Here is a 24,106-nt window from a genome sequence, read left to right on the forward strand (position 1 = left end):
ATGGCGACCATTCTATTGCAGGCTGCCGGGGCATTTCTCGGCGGCATGCTCGGGCCGATCGGCACCGCCATCGGCACGGCCGCGGGCGCGCTGGCGGGTTATGTCGTCGACCGCGCGCTGATCGACGGCACGAGGCGCATCGAAGGTCCGCGCCTTGCGGGAGCGCGGCCGTTCACAGCCGAAGAGGGCGCCTCGCTTCCGCGGATCTACGGCACGGCGCGTGTCGGAGGCACGCTGATCTGGGTGACGCGCTTCCGGGAGACGCGTACGACGCGGCGCCAGGGCAAGATGGGCCCCAAGGTTACCGAGTATGCCTATTACGGCAATGCCGCCTTTGCGCTTTGCGAAGGCGAGATCGCCGGAGTTCGCCGGGTCTGGGCCGACGGCCGCGAGATCGACCGCAACACGATCGAACTGCGCATCCACCTTGGCGCTGAAAACCAGGTCGTCGATCCGCTGATTGCGGCCAAGCAGGGCACCGGCAACGCGCCAGCCTATCGCGGCGTGGCCTATGCCGTGGTCGAGAACCTGGACATCGGCGAATACGGCAACCGCATTCCCCAGATGCAGTTCGAGGTGATCCGTCCGATCGGCCAATTGCGCAATCAAGTCCGCGCGATCTCGCTGATACCGGGGGCCACCGAATATGGCCTGTCGACAAGCCTGGTCCGGCGCCAGAGGCGGCCCGGCGACACCGAGGCGGTCAATCGCCACGTGCTCTACGCCGGCACCGACATTGCCGCTTCGCTCGACGAACTGCAGATGCTGTGCCCAAACTTGGAGAACGTGGCGCTTGTCGTCGCCTGGTTCGGCACCGATCTGCGGGCAGGGCAATGCCTGATCCGGCCCGGCGTCACGCAATCATCGCCATCCGGCCTGTCGTCGGACTGGCTGGTTTCCGGCGTGACCCGTCCGCAAGCCTTGGTGGTGTCGAGCCACGACGGCGGCCCGGCCTATGGCGGGACGCCATCTGACAAGAGCGTCAGGGAGGCGATCGCCGAGATCAAGGCACGCGGCCTGAAGGTGACGCTCTATCCGTTCGTGATGATGGACATTGCCGAGGGCAACATCCTGCCCGATCCTTATGGCCATGCCAGCCAGCCAAGCTATCCGTGGCGCGGGCGCATCACCTGCACCCCGGCGCCTTTGCTCCCCGGCACCGTGGATCGCACGGCGGCGGCGCGGAGCCAGGTAGATGCCTTCGCGGGAGCCGCACTGCGGACCCAGTTTGCCGCTGCCGCCGACACGATCGCCTACTGGGGCAACCCGAACGACTGGGGCTACCGGCGTTTCATCCTGCATTACGCACACCTCGCAGCGGTTGCGGGTGGGGTCGATGCGTTCCTCATCGGCACCGAGTTGCGGGGCCTGACGACATTGCGCGATGGCGGCAACGCGTTTCCGTTCGTCGAGGAGCTTTGCACCCTGGCTGCTGATGCTCGCGCGGTGCTGGGACCGGCGTGCCGTATCACCTATGGCGCCGACTGGAGCGAATATTACGGCCACCAGCCCGGCGACGGCAGTGGCGACGTCTACTTCCATCTCGATCAGCTTTGGGCGCATCCGGCGATCGACGCGGTCGGCATCGACAATTACATGCCGCTGTCGGACTGGCGCGACGCCGACTATGCTGGCGGAAATCCAGACGGATTTGCCTCGCCCTACGATCCGGCGGCGCTGGGTGCGATGATCGCCGGCGGCGAGGGCTTCGACTGGTATTATGCCGACTTCGCGGCCAGGCTGTCGCGATCGAGAACGCCGATCAGCGATGGCGCCCACGGCAAGCCTTGGGTGTTTCGCTACAAGGACCTGGTCGGCTGGTGGAGCAATCAGCACCACAATCGCCCCGGCGGCGTGGAAGCGGCGACCCCGACGGCTTGGGTGCCGCGCAGCAAGCCGATCTGGTTCACCGAACTGGGAGGCCCAGCGATCGACAAGGGCCCCAACCAGCCCAACATGTTTCCGGACGTCAAATCGTCCGAAAATGGAACGCCCCATTTTTCCAACGGCGGCCGGTCGGATATTGCACAGCGCCGCTTGCTCGAGGCACACGCCATGCATTGGGATCCGGCCGCCGCCGGCTTCGAAGGGGCGCACAATCCGCTGTCGCCGGTCTATGGCGGTCGCATGGTCGACGTGGCGCGCAGCTATGTCTGGGCGTGGGACGCGCGTCCCTATCCGGTCTTCCCGCTGCAGGCGCGGGTCTGGTCGGATGGTGCCGGCTGGCATCGCGGCCACTGGCTGAACGGCCGATTCGGCAGTCCGACGGTGGCCGATCTCGTCAATGCCATCCTGCACGATCACGGACTGCCTCCAGCCGATGTGGACGGCGTCGACGGAACGGTGACCGGCTATGTGATCGCCGACCCGGCCTCGGCACGGGGCGCGCTCGAACCGCTTATCGACATGTTTGGCATTTCCGCCAGCCAGCGACCGGAGGGACTGGCATTCAGGCGCGCAACGGCATCGAACGCCACCGCAATCGAGCTGACTGACTTGGCATTCGATGGCGAGAGCGCCGTGACCGAGATTGCACGCAGCCCCGATCACGACCTGCCGGCGGAGGCGATACTCGGATTCCGCGACCCGGTTGCCGACTATCAATCGGCATCGGTCAGGAGCAGGAGATTTGCTGCGACGGGCAGCCGCCAGCATCTCCTGTCTTTTCCCGGCGTTCTGGACGCAGGACAGGCGCGCATGCTTGCCGATGACTGGATGCGAAGGGCCTGGCAAGAGCGCGAGATTGTCAGCTTCGCCCTTGCCGAGCCGCGGGCCGATGTCGAGCCTGGCACGATCATCAAGCTTCCAGCTTCCGGCAGCACGTCTGAATTCCTCGTCACCGAGATCGAACAGGGGCTGGTGCGCAAGGTTGCCGCGCGGCAGATGGCGCGATCGGTGTCAACGCCATGGCGGTCATCGAATCCTGGTGTTGCAGCCACCGCTCCGGTGGTTGCCGGACAGCCTCACGCCGTGTTCCTCGACCTGCCGATGATGGATGGGAATACGGCAAATCCGCATCTGCAATTTCGTGTAGCGGTGACGCAGACGCCGTGGAAAAGCCAGGCGCTGTTCGTATCGCCGGAGGAGACCGGTTTTGCGCTGCGCGGCTCGGTCGGCCGTCGTGCCGACATGGGCGTGCTCACCGCTGCGCTGGCGCCGGGGATGGAAGGCAGGCTCGATCGGGCGGCTACCGTGACCGCCGAGCTTTACGAAGGCGAACTGGCGAGTGTCAGCCGGCTGCAACTGCTCAACGGCGCGAACCTCGTGGCTGTGCGGTCTGCCATCGGGGCATGGGAAGTGCTGCAGTTCGAGACGGCGGAGGAAATTGCACCCGAGATATGGCGATTGCGCGGATTGTTGCGCGGGCAGTTCGGGACTGGCGATGCCGCATCCGCCGGCGCCGCGCTCGGCGCAGACCTTGTCGTCCTCGACGAAGGCGTGGTGTCCGCGGGTCTGTTGGCCGGCGAAGCCGGCTTGCAACTCAATTGGCGCGTCGGCCCGCTTGGCGCGGATTTCTCCAGCGCCAGTTTCGCTGCGTCGACGGAGACAGGCGGCAAGCGCGCGCTGATGCCGCTTTCTCCCGTTCACCTCAGGGCGAGGGCCGAAGGTGGCGATCTTTCGCTGACGTGGACCAGGCGCGGACGCATCGATGCCGACAGTTGGGAAGCCAGCGACATTCCGCTCGGCGAGGAGCGGGAGGAATATCGCGTCGAGGTGTCGGCTGTGGGCGGCGGGCTGCGCCGGTCGGCAACCGTGTCGACAGCGGCCTGGATCTACGCAGCGGCGGATATCGTCGCCGATTTCGGCAGCCCGCCGCCAGCGCTCGACATTACCGTGCGCCAATTGAGCGTTGCCGCCGGCCCGGGCCTGCCCACCTCAGGACGGTTTTCGCTCGCCTGAGGCGGGCGCTCATGCAGTTGAAAGGAGCAGACATGTTGAACCTGAAACCCTGGTATCTCTCGCGAACGATCTGGGCCTCGGTGGTGACCATGCTGGTGGGCGGAGCCGGGCTTGCCGGCTTGCCGCTCGACGGCATCGACAACTCCGCCTTGACCGACACCATCCTGCAGGCGATCACCGCCCTTTCTGGACTGGTTGCGATCTTTGGCAGGCTGGCGGCCAAGCAACGCATTGGCAAAGGCTAGCAGACTTGCAATGGCGTCGATTGCATGAATTCATCGTTCATTCCACGTTCAGCACTGGCGTATTAGAAACCACGACATGAAAACGCTTCGCTCCATATTCCGGCCAACGATTGCAGCGCTCTGCGCCGCCGGCCTTTTCGCCGTGTCGGCGAACGCCGCGCCCCTGCGCACGGCGGAAGGCGGGGAAATCCTGGTGGCGGCCGCAGATTGTTATTCGATCGGCCAGCAGGTGGCCGACCAGCAGGGCGGCACCCTGGCACGGGCGTCCGAATCCAATCAGGGCGGACAGTCGGTCTGCGTGATCGTGGTGCTGGTGCCTGCAAAGGATGGCCAGCGCCCACGCCGCGTCGAGGTCGTGGTGCCGGCCAACTAGCCCGGATTTCCCGCACGCCCGGAATCGCCTATATCTTCTGCCATCGTTCCACTGGTCGCAAAATCGCATGCGCATACTCGTCGTCGAAGATGACAAGGACCTGAACCGCCAGATCTCCGAGGCGCTGACCGACGCCGGCTATGTCGTCGACAAGGCCTTTGACGGCGAGGAGGGCCATTTTCTCGGCGATACCGAGCCCTACGACGCGATCGTGCTCGATATCGGCCTGCCGCAGATGGACGGCATCAGCGTCGTCGAACGCTGGCGCCGTGAAGGCCGCAAGATGCCGGTACTGATGCTGACGGCGCGCGACCGCTGGAGCGACAAGGTTGCCGGCATCGACGCCGGTGCCGATGACTACGTCACCAAGCCGTTCCACATCGAGGAAGTCCTGGCGCGGGTGAGGGCGCTGATACGCCGCGCCGCCGGCCACGCCTCGTCGGAACTGTCGTGCGGGCCGGTCAGGCTCGACACCAAGGCGTCCAAGGCCGACGTCAATGGCGTGCCGCTGAAGCTGACCTCGCACGAATTCCGCCTGCTCGCCTATCTCATGCACCACATGGGCGAGGTGGTCTCCCGCACCGAACTGGTCGAGCATCTCTACGACCAGGATTTCGACAGGGATTCCAACACGATCGAGGTCTTCGTCGGTCGCCTCCGCAAGAAGATGGGTATCGACATGATCGAAACCGTCCGCGGCATGGGCTACCGCATGCGCGAGCCGGAGGCGTAAGGCGGAACAGCTTCGCAAACGACTGGGGCGGTGGAAGCGCTACGTGCTGGGCCTTGGCCCGCGTTCGCTGGCATTCCGCGTCATCGCGTTTTCGACCGTGTGGGCGATCCTGGCTTTTGCGCTGATCTTCACGGTCATCAGTTCGCTCTACCGCCAGACCAGCGAGCGCGGTTTCGACAGCCTGCTGTCGGCGCACCTCTTTAACCTCATCGGCTCCGTCGGCGTGTCGGACAGCGGCACGCTGACCGGAGGTCCCGATCTCGGCGACCTTAGGTTCTCGGAGCCGGAATCGGGCTGGTACTGGTCTGTCGAGCCGGTCTCCAAGGGGCTTGTCGGGCAGTTGCGTTCGTCGTCGATGACCGAGCCGGTGGCGTCGCCGAGCGTCAATGACGCGCCGTTCGATGCCGAGTTCCAACGCCACTACCGGGTCGACGGCATCGTCGGCGAGGAACTCGAGGTCTTCGAGACCGAGTTCGTGCTGGATTCGCAAAACCGCATCGCGCGCTTCCGCGTCATGGGCAACCGCACCGAGCTCGAGGACGAGATCAGCGGCTTCGAATGGCGCCTGTTCACCTACCTGACGCTGTTCGGCCTGGGCATGATCGCTATCAACGCCATTGCCATCCTTCTCGGCCTGCAGCCGCTGACGCGGGTCCGCAACGCGCTCGCCATGGTCCGCGAGGGCACGGCGCAACGCCTGACCGGGCGTTTTCCCGCCGAAATCCAGCCGCTCGCCAACGAGACCAATGCCCTGATCGAAAACAACCGCCGCATCGTTGAGCGGTCGCGCACCCAGGTCGGCAATCTGGCGCACTCGCTGAAGACGCCGCTTGCGGTGATGCTCAACGAGGGGCGTGCGCTTGGCGGCACCAAGGGGCAACTCATCGCCGACCATGCGACGGCGATGCAAAAGCAGATCGACCATTACCTCCAGCGGGCGCGGGTGGCGGCACAGCGCGAGAGCGTCGTCTACCGCACCCCCGTCACGCCTCTGTTGCAGCGCATGGTACGGGTGATGGAAAAGCTGACCCGCGGCACCAGGATCACCCTGTCTCTGCCGGAAACCGAAGTGGTCTTTGCCGGCGAACGGGAGGATCTCGAGGAGGTGGTCGGCAATTTGCTCGAAAACGCGATGAAATGGGCGCACAGTGCCGTCAAGGTTTCGGTTGAGCCTGTGCCGCCAGCCGGCGAGGAGCCGCCGCGTTTCCTGCTCCGGATCGAGGACGACGGCCCGGGAATTCCGGAGGACAAGGCGCGCGAAGCACTGCAGCGCGGCAAGCGCCTCGACGAAACAAAACCGGGCACGGGCCTCGGCCTCGCCATCGTCGCCGATCTGGTCAAGGAGTATGGCGGAACGCTTCGATTGGAGCGATCGGCGATGGGCGGATTGAAGGCCGTCATCGAGTTGCGCGGCGTGCAATAGAAATGGCTGGCCGAATCGGCCCCATTTCGGCCAAAGATGCAATCTAACGCGGCGCCAAGCCCTTGTAAGCGGACGCAAATTCGGAACCGGTGATGAGCATGAGACTTCGGGTGGCACTGGTTGCGGGATTGCTTGCCGTCTCTGGATGCACGACGTCGGGCCTGAGCAGCGGCGGTGGGATCGTGCCGGCGCTCGGCGGCGACAGCGGTGCTTCCAACGGCAAGGTCGCGGCACGCATCATCAACGCGATGGATGGCGGCCTGATCGGCGGCACGGTCGGCAATGGGCTGAGCGGCAGCGACCGGCGCAAGGCGCTTGAAGCCGAGTACCGCGCGCTGGAATATGGTCAGGGCGGACAAGCTGTCGCCTGGAAGGGAGACGGTCGTTCCGGTGAGGTCGTCGCTGCACAGCCATATCGTGTCGGCTCGCAGGACTGCCGCCAGTATTCGCAGACCGTGTTCACGACAGGGACGCCACTGGTCGCCCGCGGGACCGCTTGCCGCAATGCGGATGGCAGCTGGACGCCTCTGACCTGAGTTCTCACGCGTTGTTGCTTTGTCAACGACGCGGACCGTCAATAAGCCGCAGGACGGGGATGTTGGCAGCCCGGCGGCTGCTGGCTATTTAGGTGCCATGCTGTTCTGGGTCATAGCCGCTCTTCTGACACTCGGTGCGAGCCTTGCGGTTCTGTTGCCATTGACGCGACAGGTCGAAGGCCAATCCGACACCAGCCACGACCTCGAAGTCTACCGCGACCAGCTGGCCGAGCTCGACAGGGATGCCGCGCGCGGGCTGATCGCGCCCGCCGACGCCGAGCAGGCACGCGCCGAAATCGCGCGCCGCATCATCAAGCTCGATGCGGAAGGCGGGGCAAAGATGAAGGGCGCTTCGCAGTTCGCGCCGCGGCTGGTCGGCGTCGTTGCCGTGCTGGCGATTCCCGTGCTGAGCTGGAGCATCTACACCTCGATAGGTTCGCCCGATGTCCCGTCGCAGCCCTTGAAGGCGCGTCTCGAGCAGAAACCTGCCGACAGTTCAGTCGACGAGTTGATCGCCCGGGCCGAGGCGCATCTGGTCGCCAACCCCTCCGACGGCCGCGGATGGGACGTGCTGGCGCCCATCTACCAGCGCATGGGCCGCGCCGACGACGCAGTCACCGCGTATCGCAACGCGATCCGCCTGGAAGGCTCCACCGCGGCGCGCCAGTCCGGTCTTGGCGAGGCGATTGCCGGCGCGTCGGACGGCATCGTCACGTCGGATGCGCGCGTGGCCTTCGAGGCGGCGCTGAAGCTCGATCCGGCAAATCCAAAGGCACATTATTTCCTCGGCGTCGCCCTGGCGCAGGAAGGCAAGTTTGCCGAGGCCGCCATTGCCTGGCGTCAGCTGGCCGCAAGCGTGCCGGCGGATTCGCCGTGGCGTTCGGTCGCCGAACAGGCCGTTGCCCAGGCCGAGGCGCGTGGCGCCCCCGCCGACGCAACGGCGGCAGCACCCGGACCGAACCAGGGCGACATTGATGCCGCCGCTTCCATGTCGACGGATGATCGCACGGCGATGATCGAAGGCATGGTGGCGACGCTGGACGAGAAACTGCGCCAGAATCCGCGCGATCCGGAAGGCTGGCTGCGGCTGGTGCGTTCGTATCAGGTGCTCGGCAAGACCGACCTGGCCCAGGACGCGCTGGGGCGTGCCTACACCGCACTCGGCCGCGACAGCGAGGACGGCCGCAAGCTCACCGAACTGGCTGGCTCGCTCGGATTGAAGGTCACGGAGTAACCCATGACGCGCAAGCAGAAACGCCTGTCGGTCATCGCTGGTGCGCTGGTCTTTCTCGGCGCGGCGACAGCACTGACCTTCTATGCGCTTGGCCAGAAGGCATCCTATTTCTACATGCCCGCCGACCTGCAGGCGGCAACCCTGGAACCAGGGCAGCGCATTCGTCTCGGCGGCCTCGTCGAGAACGGAAGCATCGTGCGCGGCCAGGGCACCGAGGTCGCGTTCGGTGTGACCGATTCCGAGGAAACGGTCAAAGTGCGCTACACTGGCATTCTGCCCGATCTGTTTCGGGAAGGGCAGGGCGTGATCACCGAAGGTACGTTCGGTGCCGACGGCGTGTTCGTCGCCGACAGCGTGCTGGCCAAGCACGACGAAAACTACATGCCCAAGGAAGTCGCCGACAGCCTGAAGGAAAAGGGCGTCTGGCAGGAAACCACGCAATGAACCGCGGACGGCGCTGACATGGTCGAAATGGGTCACTTCGCGCTGGTTTTGGCGCTGGTCTTGTCGCTGGTGCAGTCGCTGGTGCCGCTCTACGGCGCACACAAGGGCGATGCCCGGCTGATGGCGGTCGGCGGACCGGTGACGGTCACCGGATTTGCGATGATCGGGCTGTCCTTCACGGTGCTCACCATCGCCTATGTCCAGTCCGACTTTTCGCTGGTCAATGTCTGGGAGAATTCGCACTCCCTCAAGCCGATGATCTACAAGTTCACCGGCACGTGGGGCAATCACGAAGGCTCGATGCTGCTTTGGGTGCTGATCCTCAGCTTCTTCGGCGCCCTGGTCGCGGCCTTTGGCGGCAACCTCCCGGCCACGCTGAAGGCCAATGTGCTGGCCGTCCAGGGCTGGATCGGCACCGCCTTCCTGCTCTTCATCCTGATCACCTCCAACCCCTTCGCGCGCCTGGTTCCGGCACCGATCGAAGGCAAGGACCTCAACCCGATCCTTCAGGACATCGGCCTCGCCGTGCATCCGCCGCTGCTCTATCTCGGCTATGTCGGTTTTTCGGTCTGCTTCTCCTTTGCCGTCGCGGCACTGATCGAGGGCCGCATCGACGCCGCATGGGCGCGCTGGGTGCGTCCGTGGACGCTCGCCGCCTGGGTGTTCCTCACCGGCGGTATCTCAATGGGTTCCTACTGGGCCTACTACGAACTCGGCTGGGGCGGCTTCTGGTTCTGGGATCCGGTCGAGAACGCGTCCTTCATGCCCTGGCTTGCCGGCACCGCGCTGCTGCATTCGGCCATCGTCATGGAAAAGCGTTCGGCGCTGAAGATCTGGACCCTGCTGCTCGCCATCCTGACCTTCTCGCTGTCGCTGCTCGGCACCTTCCTGGTGCGTTCTGGCGTGCTGACCTCGGTCCATGCCTTTGCCAGCGATCCGAGCCGTGGCGTCTTCATCCTGGGCATCCTGACCGTCTTCATCGGCGGTTCGCTGGCGCTGTTTGCGCTGCGCGCCTCGTCGTTGACCGCGGGCGGCATCTTCCATCCCATCTCGCGCGAAGGCGCGCTGGTGCTCAACAACCTGTTCCTGACCACCGCCACCGCCACAGTGCTGATCGGCACGCTCTACCCGCTGGTGGTCGAGGCGCTGTTCGGCGAGAAGATCTCGGTCGGCGAGCCGTTCTTCAACCTCACCTTCGGACCGCTGATGCTGCCGCTTCTGGCGCTCGTTCCGTTCGGGCCGTTGCTTGCCTGGAAGCGCGGCGACGTTGCCGCGGTGGCGCAAAGGCTGATGTTCGCCTTCGGCGCGGCCCTGCTGGTCGTCCTCGTCACCTTCCTGTTCATCGACGGCGCGTCGGTCTTTGCCGCCCTCGGATCGGGCCTGGCCGCCTGGCTGGTGCTGGGTGCGCTCACCGACCTCGCCCTCAAGGCCGGCATCGGCAACGTGGCGCCGAAGGTTGCGCTGCGCCGCTTCCTCGGCCTGCCGCGATCGGTGTTCGGCACGGCGCTCGCTCATCTCGGCCTCGGCCTGACCTTGCTCGGCATTGTCGGGGTGCTGTCGTTCGAGAAAGAGGCGATCCTCGTCATGAAGCCGGGGCAGGTGCTGGAAATCTCCAGCCATCGCCTCCGTTTCGAGGGCCTTCAACCCGTGCGCGGACCCAATTTTACCGAAGACCAGGGGCGCTTTTCGCTGCTGAGCCCTGCCGGGCAGCCGTTCGCCGAGATCATGTCGGCCAAGCGCTTCTATCCCGTCCGGCAGATGCCGACGACGGAAGCCGGCATCAAGACGATCGGTCTCAGCCAGCTCTACGTCTCGCTGGGCGATGAAACGACCGACGGATCGGGATCGGTGGTCGTGCGTGTCTGGTGGAAGCCGCTGGTCACCTTGATCTGGGGCGGTACGCTGGTGATGATGGCGGGCGGCTTCGTATCGCTGATGGACCGTCGCCTGCGCGTCGGTGCGCCGGCGAAGCGCAAGGCCACCGACAAGAAACCGAGCCCGGTTGCGACATGAAGACCAAACTGCCGGCCATTGCGGGCTTCCTCGCCGCCTTCCTTGTCGCGGGCACAGCGCTCGCCGTGAAGCCCAGCGAGATGCTTGCCGATCCGAAGCTCGAGGCGCGGGCGCGCCTGCTGTCGGAAGAGCTGCGCTGCATGGTCTGCCAGAACCAGTCCATCGACGAATCCGACGCCGAACTGGCAGCCGACCTGCGCGTGCTGCTGCGCGAGAGGCTCGTCGCCGGCGACAGCGACGAACAGGTGATGGACTACATCGTCTCGCGCTATGGCGAGTTCGTGCTGCTCAAGCCGCAGTTCAACCTTCGCAACGCCTTGCTCTGGGGCACGCCGCTGCTGCTGCTGCTCGGCGGCGGGACTTTTGTTCTCCTGTCGGCCCGCTCGCGGCGCAGGCAGGAACCGGCAGCTCTCAGCAAGGACGAGCAGGAAGCGCTCGACGCCATCCTGCGCAAGGACGCCTGACGCCGCCAACATTACGAAAGTTTCATGCTTCGGAAATGGTACCGTAATGTGAGCCTCTCTATCTCTTGAGCCATCGGATGCGAATCCAAGGCATCCCGTTCAAGAGGATCAGAGACAATGAGCAACGCTCCCACCTCCCTTTCGCGTTCGCGCAAGCGTTTCATGGCCGCCGCCGCTTCCGTTGCCCTCGCTGGCGCGATCGGCATTGGCGCCGTTGCCGGCGGAACCGCACCGGTTTTCGCCGAAGCCGTGCGTGTCGAGGCGCCCCAGGCGCCAGGCTTTGCCGATGTCGTTTCCCAGGTTTCGCCTGCGGTCGTCAGCGTCCAGGTCAAGGCCAAGATCGCGCCGGCCTCCGACCGCGGCGACTCGCCTTTCGCGAACCCGGGTGATTTCGACAACCTTCCCGACAATCATCCGCTCAAGCGCTTCTTCCGCCAGTTTGGCGAAGACGGCAGCCAGAATCGCGGTCCGCGCTCCAATCGGGGTGACCGTGGCCAGATGAAGCCGCGTCCGGTTGCCCAGGGCTCGGGCTTCTTCATCTCCGAGGACGGCTATCTCGTCACCAACAACCACGTCGTCGAAGACGGCAGCGCCTACACGGTGGTCACCGACGACGGCAAGGAATACGACGCCAAGCTGATCGGCACCGACCCGCGCACCGATCTTGCCGTGCTCAAGGTCGATGCCGACGCCAAGTTCACCTATGTCGGCTTTGCCGATGACGCCAAGGTGCGCGTCGGTGACTGGGTGGTGGCCGTCGGCAATCCGTTCGGCCTCGGCGGCACCGTCACCGCCGGCATCGTCTCGGCCCGCGGCCGTGACATCGGCGCCGGTCCCTATGACGACTTCCTGCAGATCGACGCTGCGGTCAACCGCGGCAATTCAGGCGGCCCGGCCTTCAACCTGAATGGCGAGGTCGTCGGCATCAACACCGCCATCTTCTCGCCGTCGGGCGGCAATGTCGGCATTGCCTTCGCCATTCCGGCCTCGACCGCCAAGCAAGTGGTCCAGGACCTGATGAAGAGCGGCAGTGTCCAGCGCGGCTGGCTCGGCGTGGAAATTCAGCCCGTCACGTCCGACATCGCCGAGTCCCTCGGCCTGAAGAGTGACAAGGGTGCCCTGGTTGCCAGCGCCCAGGACACCGGCCCGGCCAAGAAGGCGGGCATCGCCGCCGGCGACATCATCACTGCCGTCGACGGTCAGGACGTTGCCTCGCCCAAGGAGCTGTCGCGCCTGATCGCCGGCATCACGCCCGGAAAGTCGGTCGACATTACCGTCTGGCGCAATGGCAAGGCCGAAACGATCAAGGTCGGACTGGGCGAGATTCCGGGCGGCGACAAGCAGGCCTCTGCCGACCAGCAGGCTGAACCCGGCGAGCCGACCTCGCTGGCAGATCTCGGCCTGACCGTCACGCCGTCCGAGGACGGCAAGGGTCTCGTGGTCACCGATGTCGATCCGTCGAGCGATGCCGCGGATCGCGGCATCCAGGCCGGCGACGTCATCACCTCGGTCAACGCGGTCGAGGTCAAGGGCGCGGCGGACGTCTCGGCTGCCATCGAGCAGGCGGCGAAAGCCGGCCGCAAGGCGGTGCTCTTCCAGATCAGCCGCGAAGACACCAACCGCTTCGTCGCCCTGCCTGTCGGCCAGGGCTGAACGGTAGTTCCCGTCGGGCGGTTTCATCACCCCCGAGCCGCCCGGTGGGAGCTGACGGTGCCGGATAGTTTGTCAGTCTTCGTTCCGGCCCCGGCGGCAGCGGACTTCCCATCGCCCGCTGCCGCTTTCGCATGCAAGAGGAGTATGACATGGCGCCTCTGATCTCCGGCAAAATCGCGTATAACGGCGGCATGAAGATTCTCGTCATCGAAGATGACCGCGAGGCGGCGGATTATCTGCAGAAAGCCTTCGCCGAGGCAGGACATACGGCCCATGTGGCGGGCGACGGCGATTCCGGCTTCGCGCTTGCCGATGCCGGTGAATACGACGTCATGGTCGTCGACCGCATGCTGCCCCGCCGCGACGGCCTGTCGGTCATTGCCGGCCTGCGCTCGCGCGGCAACACCACCCCTGTCCTGATCCTGTCGGCCTTGGGCGAGGTCGATGACCGCGTCACCGGCCTGCGCGCCGGCGGCGACGACTATTTGACCAAGCCCTACGCCTTTTCCGAACTGCTCGCCCGCGTCGAGGTGCTCAACCGCCGCGCCCCGGCGCGCGAATCCGAGACGCTTTACCGGGTTGGCGACCTCGAACTCGACCGGCTCTCCCATTCGGTCCGCCGCTCCTCGCAGGAAATCACCCTGCAGCCGCGCGAATACCGTCTGCTCGAATACCTGATGCGCCATGCCGGCCAGGTCGTCACGCGCACGATGCTGCTCGAAAACGTCTGGGACTATCATTTCGATCCGCAGACCAACGTCATCGATGTCCATGTCTCGCGGCTGCGCGGCAAGATCGAGAAGGGCTTCGACAAGCCGATCCTGCACACCATCCGTGGTGCCGGCTACATGCTCAAGGCCGGCTGATGGCGTTCAGGCTGCCGGCCATCATGAAGACCACGGCGGCGCGCCTTTCGGCGCTCTATCTTTTGCTGTTCGCGCTGTGCGCGGTGCTGCTGGTCTTCTACATGACCTCGCTGTCGGCGCGCATGCTGATGGCCCAGTCGCAGGAGACCATCAACGAGGAAGTCCAGGGCCTTGGCCGCGGCTACCAGCGCGGCGGCATCCCGGTTCTCGTGCGGGTGGTCGAACAGCGTTCGCGCCAGCCCGGGGCCAATCTCTATCTGCTGGCCGATCCCAACGGCCGCATCCTGTCGGGCAATGTCCAGAGCATCCAGCCTGGTGTCCTGCAGCGCGAGGGCTGGACCGCGCTGCCGTTCTCCTACGAGCGCTATGGCGAGGCGTCCGGCAGGCGTTCCCAGGGCGCGGGCGAGCAGGGTGAAGCGGAAGCCGCCACCGAAGTCGGGCACAATGCCATTGCCGTGGTGCTGCGGCTGCCCAACCAGATGATCCTGATGGTCGGCCGCGACCTCGGCGAGCCCGAGCGTTTCCGCGACGTCATCCAGCGTTCGCTGATGCTGGCGCTCGGCATGATGGCGTTTGGCGGCCTGCTGATCTGGTATTTCGTCGGCCGCCGCGCCTTGAAGCACATCGATGGCGTTTCCGAAGCCAGCCGGCGCATCATGGGTGGCGACCTGACAGGCCGCCTGCCGGTCACCGGCGCGGGCGACGAGTTCGACCGGCTGTCCGAGAACCTGAACGCCATGCTGGCCCGCATCGCCCATCTCAACGACGGGCTGAAGCAGGTTTCCGACAACATCGCCCACGATCTCAAGACGCCGCTGACGCGCCTGCGCAACCGCGCCGAGGCGGCCCTGTCGGGCAAGAAGACCGGAGCCGACTATCGCGAGGCGCTGGAAGGCACGATCGCCGAATCCGACCAGCTGATCCGCACCTTCAACGCCATCCTGATGATTTCGCGGCTCGAGGCGGGCTATTCCGCCGAAACCGTGGCCAAGGTCGACCTCGCCGCCGTCGTTCGCGATGTCGTCGAACTCTATGAACCTGTCGCCGAAGAGCTTGGCGTCGGTCTCAAAGCGACGATCTCGGGCGACTTTGTCGTCAGCGGCAATCGCGAGCTTGTCGCACAGGCCCTTTCGAACATCGTCGACAATGCCATCAAATATTCCGCCGGCGCGGTCGAAAAGCCGCATGTCGACGTCACCTTGCGGCGCGAGGGCGACGAGATACGGCTCCAGGTTGCCGACAATGGCGAAGGCATTCCCGACGAAGGCGACCGCAACCGCGCCACCGAGCGTTTCGTCAGGCTGGAGAAGAGCCGGTCGCAGCCCGGTTCCGGCCTCGGCCTCAGTCTCGCCAAGGCCGTGATGAAGTTTCACAACGGCCGGCTTGATCTCCAGCCCGGCAATCCCGGATTATCGGTCCTGATGGGCTTTCCCGGACCGAAGGACGAATAGATGAAAACTGTTGCCGGACAGAAAGCGACCGAATGGCGGCTGGAGCCCAAGATCGACCTTGCACCTCTCGATCCGGAACGTGCCTGGCAGGAGCTTGCCGACCTCGCGGTCGTGGCCGGGGAAGAGGGCCTTGACAGGCTCGCCGCGTCGCTGAACGCCAAGGGCCCGGCCCAGGACCTGCTTGCAGCGGTCTTCGACCTGTCGGAGTTCATGCGTCACAGCGCCAGGCGCCAACCGGAAATGCTCGACCGGCTGTTTGACCTCACGATCGAGGACCGGCTTCAGGAGATCGGCGAGGCGATTGCGGCATCCGCCCGTGAAGAGGGAGTGACCGAGGCAACGCTGATGATGCGGCTGCGCCGGCTGAAGGCCGAGGCGCATTTCCTCATCGCGCTTGCGGACCTCTCCGGCGAGGCAACCGCGGCGGCCAGCGTCTACCGCCTGAGCGAGTTGGCCGACCTGTGCACCAGCGCGGCGGTGAACTTCCTGCTCAGGGATGCGCATGACCAGGGCAAGCTCAAGCTGCCCGATCCCGAAAACCCGACCGTCGGCTCCGGCTGGATCCTGCTCGGCATGGGCAAGCTCGGCGCCCACGAGCTCAATTTCTCCTCCGACATCGATCTCGTCGTGTTCTTCGACCCCGAGGCGCAGGCGATCGTCGATCCGCTCGAAGCGACCGAACTGTTCGCGCGCCTGACGCGCCGCCTGGTCCGCATCATGCAGGACCGCACCGAGCACGGCTATGTCTTCCGCACCGACCTGCGCCTGCGCCCCGACCCGGGTTCGACGCCGCTGGCGATCTCGGTCCATGCCGCGCTGCACTACTACGAAAGCCGTGGCCAGAACTGGGAACGCGCCGCCATGATCAAGGCGCGCCCGGTGGCGGGCGACATCGCGGCCGGCGAAGCCTTCCTGAAAGAGCTGCAGCCCTATGTCTGGCGCAAATACATGGACTACGCGGCCATCGCCGACGTCCATTCGATCAAGCGCCAGATCCACGCCCACAAGGGCCACGGCGAGGTCGCCGTCAAAGGCCACAACGTCAAGCTCGGCCGGGGCGGCATTCGCGAGATCGAGTTCTTCGTCCAGACCCAGCAGCTGATTGCCGGCGGCCGCTTTCCCGAATTGCGCGGCCGCGCCACCGTGCCGATGCTCGACCAGCTCGCCGTGCGCGGCTGGATCACCATGGAAGCCCGCGACGCGCTCGAACGGCAATACTGGTTCCTGCGCCGCGTCGAGCACGCCATCCAGATGGTCGCCGACGAACAGACCCACACTCTGCCGGAGGACGACGAGGGGCTGGAGCGCATCGCCCACATGCTCGGCTTTGCCGACGCAGAAGCCTTCTCCAAAACCTTCCGTGCCTCGCTGCAGGAGGTCGAGCGGCATTATGCGGCCCTGTTCGAGGCTGCGCCCGAGCTTTCCGCCGGCATCGGCAATCTCGTCTTCACCGGCGACGTCGACGATCCCGACACCCTGCATACGCTGCGCCAGCTCGGGTTCCAGCGGCCCTCGGACATCTGCCGGGTCATCCGCAGCTGGCATTTCGGCCGCTATCGCGCCACCCAGTCGGCCGAAGCCCGCGAGCGCCTGACCGAACTCACCCCGGCGCTGCTCGAAGCCTTCGGCAAGACCCGCCGGGCCGACGAGGCGCTGATGCGCTTCGACGAGTTCCTGGCCGGCCTGCCTGCCGGCATCCAGCTGTTTTCGCTGCTCCAGTCCAATCCGGCGCTGCTCAAGCTGCTCGCCACCATCATGGGCGCGGCACCCCGGCTTGCCGGCATCATCACGCGCCGGCCGCATGTCTTCGACGGCCTGCTCGATCCCGCATTGCTGTCCGAACTGCCCAACCGCGCCTATCTCGCAACCCGTCTCTCGGCCTTCCTCGAAAGCACCAGGCTTTACGAGGAAGTGCTCGACCGCCTGCGCATTTTCGCCGCCGAGCAGAAGTTCCTGATCGGCGTGCGCTTGCTTGCCGGCGCGATCGATCCGGCCCGCGCCGGCAAGGCCTTCTCCGACCTCGCCGACCTGACTGTTGGTGCAGCGCTGGAGGCTGTCGAGGCCGAGTTCGCCCGCCGCCATGGCAAGGTCGCCGGCGCCCGCGTGGCCATCCTTGGCATGGGCAAGCTCGGCAGCCGCGAACTGACCGCAGGTTCCGACGTCGACCTGATCCTGCTCTACGACCACCACGAGCAAGCCGAGGAATCCGACGGCGACAAGCCGCTCGCCCCGTCGCACTACTATGCCCGCATGACCCAGCGCCTGATCGCGGCAGTCTCCGCCCCGACCGCCGAAGGCGTGCTCTACGAGCTGGATCTCCGGCTGCGCCCGTCCGGCAACAAGGGGCCGGTCGCAACCCACATCTCGTCATTCCGCAAGTACCAGCGCGAAGAAGCCTGGACCTGGGAACACATGGCGCTGACGCGCGCGCGGCCCATCGCCGGCAACGCATCGTTGTGCGCCGAGGTCGAGGCCGAGGTGGCCTCCATCATCGCCCTGCCGCGCGATGCCGCCAAGGTTGCCGGCGAGGCGCGCGACATGCGCCAGATGATCGAGGACGAAAAGCCGCCGCATGATCTCTGGGACATCAAGCTTGTGCCCGGCGGCCTGATCGACCTGGAATTCATCGCCCAGGTGGCGGTGCTGACCGGCAGGATCGAAGGCGAGGGCCATGCCACCGGCACGGCCGATACGCTTCACCGTCTCGCGCCCGGCTTTGCCGACGCGCAGGTGCGACAGGATCTGGTCGAGGCCTATGGGCTTTATGCCGCCATTACACAGATGACGAGGCTGTGCCTCACCGGTGCGTTCGAGCGGAACGACGTTCCGCCGGGGCTGTCGGACTTGCTGCTTGCGGCAACCGACCTTCCCGATTTCAGCGTGCTGGAGGCCCATCTCAAGGAGACGTCGCAAACGGTCAGGACGCATTTCGACCGTTTGCTTCGGGCGAAGCGCAAGTGAGGCGGTGGGACGCCACGCTTGGGCTTCGATCAGCATCGGGGGTGTCGATGCAACAGGAGAAACCCCATGAGCAAGTCAACGAAGATCGCCATCGCCTTTCTCGCCCTCGCGGGCACGGCCGGCACCTCCGCCTTTGCCGTCGCACAGCCGTCGCGCGGCCAGGGCATGAAGCCGCAGATGCGCTTCGAGCGGGCCGATGCCGACAAGAGCGGTGACGTCACCTTCGAGGAGTTCGCGGCTGCGATGAACGAGCGGCTGGTGAACGCCGACGGCAACACGGACGGCAAGATCACCGTCGCCGAGGTGGCCGACCAGATCCAGCGCATGCGCGCCGAGCGCATGGCCGAGCGTCTCATCAAGCGCTTCGATGCCAATGGCGACGGCGAACTGACCAAGGCCGAGATCGAATCGCGCCAGAAGAAGATGTTTGCACTGATGGATCGCAACGACGACGGCAAGATCGTCAAGGACGAGATGCCGGGCCGCAATGGCCACGGCAAGCGCTTCCAGCAGTAACGCAGCCTGCCGTCCCGGGGGCTCTGGCCTCCGGGGCTGGCCTTATGCCGCCTTGGCCAGGCGCTCGATGCGGCGCACCGGTATGCGCACCGAAACGATCGTGCCGACGCCTTCGGTCGAACGGATCTTCAGCGCGCCGCCATGCAGTTCGGCCAGCGACCGCGAAATGGCGAGGCCGAGGCCGGAGCCTTCGTGGTTCTTGGAGAACTGGTTCTGCACCTGCTCGAACGGCCGGCCGAGCTTGCCCAGCGCGTGCTTGGGGATGCCGCAGCCATTGTCCTCGAGACTCAGCGTCAGCGCCCCCGAGGCGTTGCGTGCCCGCACGGTGATGCGCCCGCCCTGGCCGGTGAACTTCACCGCGTTCGACAGCAGGTTGATGACGATCTGCTTGATCGCGCGGCGGTCGGCGAACAGCGTCATCTGCTCGGCGATCTGGGTCTCGACAGTGATCGATTTCTGCGCCGCCTGCAGCGAGACGACCCGGACCGTCTCGCGGATCAGCGGGCACAGGTCGATCTCCTCGCGGTCCATCGAGAACTGGCCGGCCTCGATCTTCGACATGTCGAGGATGTCGTTGATGACGCCTAGCAGGTACTTGCCGCTGGAATTGATGTCGCGGGCATATTCCTCGTAGCGCGGCGAGCCGAGCGGTCCGAACAGCCGGCCCTCCATCAGTTCCGAAAAGCCGATGACCGCGTTGAGCGGCGTGCGCAGCTCGTGCGACATGTTGGCGAGGAACTCCGACTTGGCGCGATTGGCCGCCTCGGCGCGCTCGGTTTCCTTCATGTATTTGCGGTTCAGCTCGACCAGTTCGCCCGAGCGCTCCTCTTCCGAGCGGCGGGCCAGGCTGAGGTCGTGGATCGTCGCCATCAGCCGGCGCTCGCTCTCCATCAGCTTGTCCTGGTGCTGCTTGATCTGGGTGATGTCGGAGCCGACCGACACCATGCCGCCGTCGCGGGTCTTGAGCTCGTTGACCTGCAGCCAGCGGCCGTCGGCGAGCTGGCGCTCATAGGTCGCGCCGGCACGCGGGCCGTTGACGTTGGCCAGCCGCCGTTCGGAAGCGAAGGCCACCATGCGCTCTTCGAGGTCTTCGCGGGCAGTGCCCGGCAGCACGTCGCGGTCGCTCAGGCCGTTGTCATGCTGGTATTTCGAATTGCACATCACCAGCCTGTCGCTGGCGTCCCACAGCACGAAGGATTCGGTGATGTTCTCGATCGCCGCCCGTAGCCGCTGGTCCGCGGCCTCCGAACGCAGCGCCAGGTGCCGCTGCTCTGTGATGTCGACGGCGATGCCGGTCATCTGGATTTCCGGTGCTTCGGGATCGACGACCTGGGCACGGGCACGCATCCACACCCAGCGGCCGTCGGCATGGCGCATGCGGAAGACCCGGTCGATATGGTCGACTTCGCGGGCCACCACCTGGTTGGCCAGTTCGAACAGGTCGCCGTCCTCGGGGTGGATGATGCGCGCCACTTCGCCGAACGACAGCATCGCCTCGCAGGCCTCGTAGCCGAGCAACTGGTACATCGAGCCCGACCAGTACATCTTGCCCCGCACCATGTCCCAGTCCCACAGCCCGCACTTGCCGCGGACAAGGGCGAGGTCGATGCGCTCATGCGCCTCGAGGTAGATGCCGTCGGCGGCCTGGGCGCGCGCCGCCTGGCTGAAATAGGCGTAGAGGATGATGATCAGGATGCCGGCCGTCATCACGAACAGCGCGACATTGAGCGACACAGTCTTGCGCCAGTCGGCGAATACGGCATCCATCGGCACCATGGCGGCCGCTGCCGCCCGCTTGTCGTCGGCGAGGCTGACGGCTGCCAGCCAGTCCTGTCCGCCGATGCGGATGTCCATCACGCCGGCGCGGTCGCCGAACATGAACAGGGGTTGTCCGCCCGAGATGATGGCGTCGAGCGACTGGCCCTGCCAGCCGGTCGATTGCGGGCTCACCGCGACGATGCGGAAATTGCCGTCGGTCAGCACGATCACATGGCTGCGGCTCAGCGTGCCCTGCTGACTCGTGCGTTCGAGCAGGTCCTGGCTGGCCGTGGCGAAGGGCACGTCGGCCGTGGCACCTGCCATCAGCGAGTTGACCAGTTCGCCGGCCGACAGCGCCAGGATCGCCTTGGCGTTGCGTTCGACGTCGTCGCGCAGCGCCATCATCGACAGGAAGCGCGCGCCTGCAACGACGATCAGGAAGATGACGATCAGCGTCGGAATGGAGCGGCGAAGCAGCGGTTCGGCGGCAAGGAGCCGGCGGTACGCGGGCTCCGCGATCAGACGTGCATTGCCCGACAGGCCAGCGCCACGCGCCTGCCTGCGACGGCCAAAAGCAGTCTCATCGGGCGCGCCCCACGCGTCCGCCTTGGCCATAAATGGCTCCCCAAATCCCGTTTCCTGGTAGATGATCCGGCATACACCGAACTTCCGAATCGTCCTTAAAGAATCAAAGCTGATTCGCCTTGTCCAGTGGGCCGGGCGAAAAAGATTAAAATTCGGCTAAAAGTCGGCGCAATGGGCGGCGCGGCAAAATGGCGGCTCCGTTTTCGGAGGCCGCCGTTTGGAGCATTGCCTTGGCAGGCGAATTTTCAGGATAGGCCGGCCCCACCTGAATTCCACGCGGCCTGGATCAGGCCAGCGTGCGCTCGATGATGTCGCGAAGGTCGGCCGACAGCCCTTCCTTGGCCTGGATCGTCACCAGCGCCGCACGCGCCTTTGCCTGGCGCTTGGGCTCCAGCGATCGCCATGACCTGAGCGCGGTGGCAAGGCGTGCGGCGACCTGCGGATTGCGCTTTTCCACCGTCAGCACGGTTTCGGCGAAGAAGGTGTAGCCGGCGCCGTCGGCGCGGTGGAAGCCGGTCTGGTTGGCGCTGGCAAAGCCGCCGATCAGCGAGCGCACCCGGTTCGGGTTGGCGATCGAGAAGGCCGGGTGTTCGGTCAGCGCCTTGACGGCATCGACCGCGCCGGCGCCGGGTGCCGTCGCCTGGATCATGAACCACTTGTCCATGACCAGAGGATCGCTGCGGTAGCGCTTGTCGAATTCGGCCAGCGCCTCCTTTGCTTCCTCGCTGCCGCCATGGCGATGCGCCAGCACCAAAAGTGCGGCGGCACGGTCCGTCATGTTGGTCGCGGCGGTGAAGTGCGCTGCCGCACGCGCGGCACCGCCCGGCAGGATAGCCAGATAGTCGAGCAGCGTGTTGCGCAGGGCCCGGCGGCCGGCGCTGGCGGCATCCGGCGAGAAGCTGCCCTGGATGCGCAAATCGTCGTAAAGCTGCGCAAAGACTCCGCTATTCGCCTCTGCGATCGACTTGGCCAGCGCTTCGCGCCCGGTGAAGATGGCATCGGGGTCGATGTTCTTGCCGATCTCGCGGGCGATGTCTGCCTCGCCGGGCAGCGCCAGCGCCAACGCCCGGAACGCATGTTCGAGCGCGCCGTCGCCGGCGATGCGCCCGGCCAGTGCGGCAAGGTCGGCGCTGAAGGCGGGCCGCTTGCCGCCCAGGATGTTGCGGAAGGCGCCGATGGTGGCGTCGGTCAGGAGCGTGTTGAACGCCTGCCAGCGCGAGAACGCGTCGCTGTCGTGCGAGGCGAGGAATATCTGGTCTTCCGTTCGCTGCTCGACGCTCAGCGTGATCGGCGCCGAGAAGCCGCGGTTGAGTGACAGCACCGGCCGTTCGGCAACATCGGAGAACCTCACCACATGCTTGCGCTTGCGGACATGGATGACCCCGTTCTCGACGGTCGCGCCCTCGGCGCCGCCATGGGCGAGATCCTTGCCGTCGGCGCCGACCAGGCCGAAGGCGAGGGGGATGTGCATCAGCCGCTTGCGGCTTTCCGACGGTGTCGGCGGCACCGACTGCTCGATCTCGATGGTGAATTCGGCCGCCGCCGCATTGTGCGAGGCCGTCACGCTAAGGTTCGGGGTGCCTGCCTGATGATACCAGAGCGCGAACTGCGACAGGTCGCGGCCCGACACGTCCTCGAACACCTTGAGGAAGTCCTCGATGGTGGCGGCGTCGCCGTCATGGCGCTCGAAATAAAGGTCCATGCCCTTTCGGAAGGTCTCGGTGCCCAGCACGGTGCGGATCATGCGCACCACTTCCGAGCCCTTCTCGTAGACGGTCGCCGTGTAGAAATTGTTGATCTCGCGATAGCGCCTCGGCCGGACGGGGTGGGCCAGCGGTCCCTGGTCCTCGGGGAACTGGTGGGCGCGCAGCGTACGCACCTCGGCAATGCGCTTGACCGGCCGCGAGCGCTGGTCGGCGGAGAACTCGTGGTCGCGGAAAACGGTCAGCCCTTCCTTGAGGCAGAGCTGGAACCAGTCGCGGCAAGTGATTCTGTTGCCTGTCCAATTGTGGAAATACTCATGCGCGATGATCGCCTCGATGTTGGCGAAGTCGGCGTCGGTCGCGGTCTCTTCGTCGGCAAGCACGTACTTGTCGTTGAAGATGTTGAGCCCCTTGTTCTCCATCGCGCCCATGTTGAAATCGGACACGGCGACGATGTTGAAAACGTCGAGGTCGTATTCGCAGCCGAACACCTCTTCGTCCCATTTCATCGACCGGCGCAGCGCGTCCATCGCATAGCCCGCCTGGTTCTCCTTGCCGTGCTCGACATAGATGCCGAGTTCCACATCCTTGCCGGAGGCGGTGACGAAGCGGTCCTTGATGCAGCCGAGGTCGCCGGCAACGAGCGCAAACAGGTAGGACGGCTTGGGGAAGGGGTCGTGCCAGACGGCATAGTGCCAGCCGTCGGCGAGGTCGCCATGCTCGACCGGATTGCCGTTGGCAAGCAGCAGAGGCGCTTCCGAACGAAGCGCTTCCATGCGCACCGTGTAGACCGACAGGATGTCGGGCCGGTCGAGGAAATAGGTGATGCGGCGGAAGCCCTCCGCCTCGCACTGGGTGCAATAGACCTTGCTCGACCGGTAGAGACCCATCAGCGCTTCGTTACGCGACGGGTCAAGTTCGGTCTCGATCAGCAGCGTGAACCGGCCGGAGGCGGGCGGGGTGTAGATCACCAGCCTGTCGGGCGTGGCATCGAAATCGGCCGCATCGACGGGCTCGCCGTCGATCTCGATGCGGCGCAGCGTCAGTCCGTCGCCGTCGAGTTCCAGTTGCACCGGCTTGTCGACACCGGTGCGCCGCTCGATCGTCAGCCTTGCCACTACCCGTGTGTTGTCTGCGCCGAGGCGGAAGTCGAGTTCGGTCCTGGGGATCAGGTAGTCGCTCGGCCGGTAATCCTCGAGACGAAACACCTGTCCGGTATCAGTGCGCATGTGGTGGGCCTTCCTGTCG

17 protein-coding genes are annotated in these 24,106 nt (G+C 65.6%); 15 read left to right on the forward strand and 2 right to left on the reverse strand.

What is annotated here, in order from left to right:
- From ASC75_RS18340 to ASC75_RS18410, 15 genes are all read left to right on the forward strand, one after another.
- Entirely contained in the window at positions 1 to 3,900 is a 3,900-nt protein-coding gene (locus ASC75_RS18340; RefSeq protein WP_055978401.1) for a glycoside hydrolase TIM-barrel-like domain-containing protein, read from the forward strand.
- Positions 3,901 to 3,932: 32 nt separating this feature from the next.
- Positions 3,933 to 4,145, forward strand: coding sequence for a hypothetical protein (locus ASC75_RS18345; protein ID WP_055978469.1), 213 nt, complete (start codon positions 3,933 to 3,935; stop codon positions 4,143 to 4,145).
- Positions 4,146 to 4,221: 76 nt separating this feature from the next.
- Positions 4,222 to 4,518 carry a hypothetical protein gene (locus ASC75_RS18350; RefSeq protein ID WP_055978402.1) on the forward strand — a complete coding sequence of 99 codons (297 nt, stop codon included), beginning with the start codon at positions 4,222 to 4,224 and terminating at the stop codon, positions 4,516 to 4,518.
- A 67-nt stretch (positions 4,519 to 4,585) separates the two neighbouring features.
- Positions 4,586 to 5,251 (forward strand): response regulator transcription factor, encoded by a 666-nt coding sequence (locus ASC75_RS18355; protein ID WP_055978403.1) that lies wholly within the window; start codon positions 4,586 to 4,588, stop codon positions 5,249 to 5,251.
- Between the two features lie 46 nt (positions 5,252 to 5,297).
- The gene (locus ASC75_RS18360) at positions 5,298 to 6,674 is read left to right on the forward strand and encodes an ATP-binding protein (protein WP_244487874.1); all 1,377 of its coding nucleotides are present in this window, start codon (positions 5,298 to 5,300) and stop codon (positions 6,672 to 6,674) included.
- Between the two features lie 92 nt (positions 6,675 to 6,766).
- A complete protein-coding gene (locus tag ASC75_RS18365; RefSeq protein ID WP_244487869.1) occupies positions 6,767 to 7,210 on the forward strand; it encodes a hypothetical protein in 444 nt (147 codons plus the stop codon).
- Positions 7,211 to 7,307: 97 nt separating this feature from the next.
- Positions 7,308 to 8,444, forward strand: a complete 1,137-nt coding sequence (ccmI, locus tag ASC75_RS18370) for a c-type cytochrome biogenesis protein CcmI (RefSeq protein WP_055978405.1) — start codon at positions 7,308 to 7,310, stop codon at positions 8,442 to 8,444.
- Between the two features lie 3 nt (positions 8,445 to 8,447).
- A complete protein-coding gene (gene ccmE / locus ASC75_RS18375) occupies positions 8,448 to 8,888 on the forward strand; it encodes a cytochrome c maturation protein CcmE (RefSeq protein ID WP_055978406.1) in 441 nt (146 codons plus the stop codon).
- A gap of 18 nt (positions 8,889 to 8,906) precedes the next feature.
- Positions 8,907 to 10,901 carry a heme lyase CcmF/NrfE family subunit gene (locus tag ASC75_RS18380; protein WP_055978407.1) on the forward strand — a complete coding sequence of 665 codons (1,995 nt, stop codon included), beginning with the start codon at positions 8,907 to 8,909 and terminating at the stop codon, positions 10,899 to 10,901.
- Positions 10,898 to 11,365 (forward strand): cytochrome c-type biogenesis protein, encoded by a 468-nt coding sequence (locus tag ASC75_RS18385; RefSeq protein ID WP_055978408.1) that lies wholly within the window; start codon positions 10,898 to 10,900, stop codon positions 11,363 to 11,365. The genes ASC75_RS18380 and ASC75_RS18385 overlap by 4 nt, the downstream gene beginning before the upstream one ends.
- Positions 11,366 to 11,482: 117 nt before the next feature.
- Complete coding sequence (locus tag ASC75_RS18390) at positions 11,483 to 13,018, forward strand: Do family serine endopeptidase (RefSeq protein WP_055978409.1); 1,536 nt, start codon at positions 11,483 to 11,485, stop codon at positions 13,016 to 13,018.
- 191 nt (positions 13,019 to 13,209) lie between these two features.
- Positions 13,210 to 13,884, forward strand: coding sequence for a response regulator transcription factor (locus tag ASC75_RS18395; protein WP_055978471.1), 675 nt, complete (start codon positions 13,210 to 13,212; stop codon positions 13,882 to 13,884).
- On the forward strand, positions 13,884 to 15,335 hold the full coding sequence (locus ASC75_RS18400) for an ATP-binding protein (RefSeq protein WP_055978410.1): 1,452 nt from the start codon (positions 13,884 to 13,886) through the stop codon (positions 15,333 to 15,335). The genes ASC75_RS18395 and ASC75_RS18400 overlap by 1 nt, the downstream gene beginning before the upstream one ends.
- Complete coding sequence (locus ASC75_RS18405; protein ID WP_055978411.1) at positions 15,336 to 18,296, forward strand: bifunctional [glutamine synthetase] adenylyltransferase/[glutamine synthetase]-adenylyl-L-tyrosine phosphorylase; 2,961 nt, start codon at positions 15,336 to 15,338, stop codon at positions 18,294 to 18,296.
- A gap of 66 nt (positions 18,297 to 18,362) precedes the next feature.
- Complete coding sequence (locus ASC75_RS18410; protein WP_055978412.1) at positions 18,363 to 18,812, forward strand: EF-hand domain-containing protein; 450 nt, start codon at positions 18,363 to 18,365, stop codon at positions 18,810 to 18,812.
- Between the two features lie 42 nt (positions 18,813 to 18,854).
- On the opposite strand, the gene ASC75_RS18415 is transcribed toward ASC75_RS18410, so the two are convergent.
- Entirely contained in the window at positions 18,855 to 21,185 is a 2,331-nt protein-coding gene (locus ASC75_RS18415) for an ATP-binding protein (RefSeq protein ID WP_055978413.1), read from the reverse strand.
- A 256-nt stretch (positions 21,186 to 21,441) separates the two neighbouring features.
- Positions 21,442 to 24,087, reverse strand: coding sequence for an aminopeptidase N (gene pepN, locus ASC75_RS18420; RefSeq protein WP_055978414.1), 2,646 nt, complete (start codon positions 24,085 to 24,087; stop codon positions 21,442 to 21,444).
- Positions 24,088 to 24,106 lie beyond the last annotated feature (19 nt).

This window comes from Aminobacter sp. DSM 101952 (assembly GCF_001424795.1).
GTDB lineage: Bacteria > Pseudomonadota > Alphaproteobacteria > Rhizobiales > Rhizobiaceae > Aminobacter > Aminobacter aganoensis.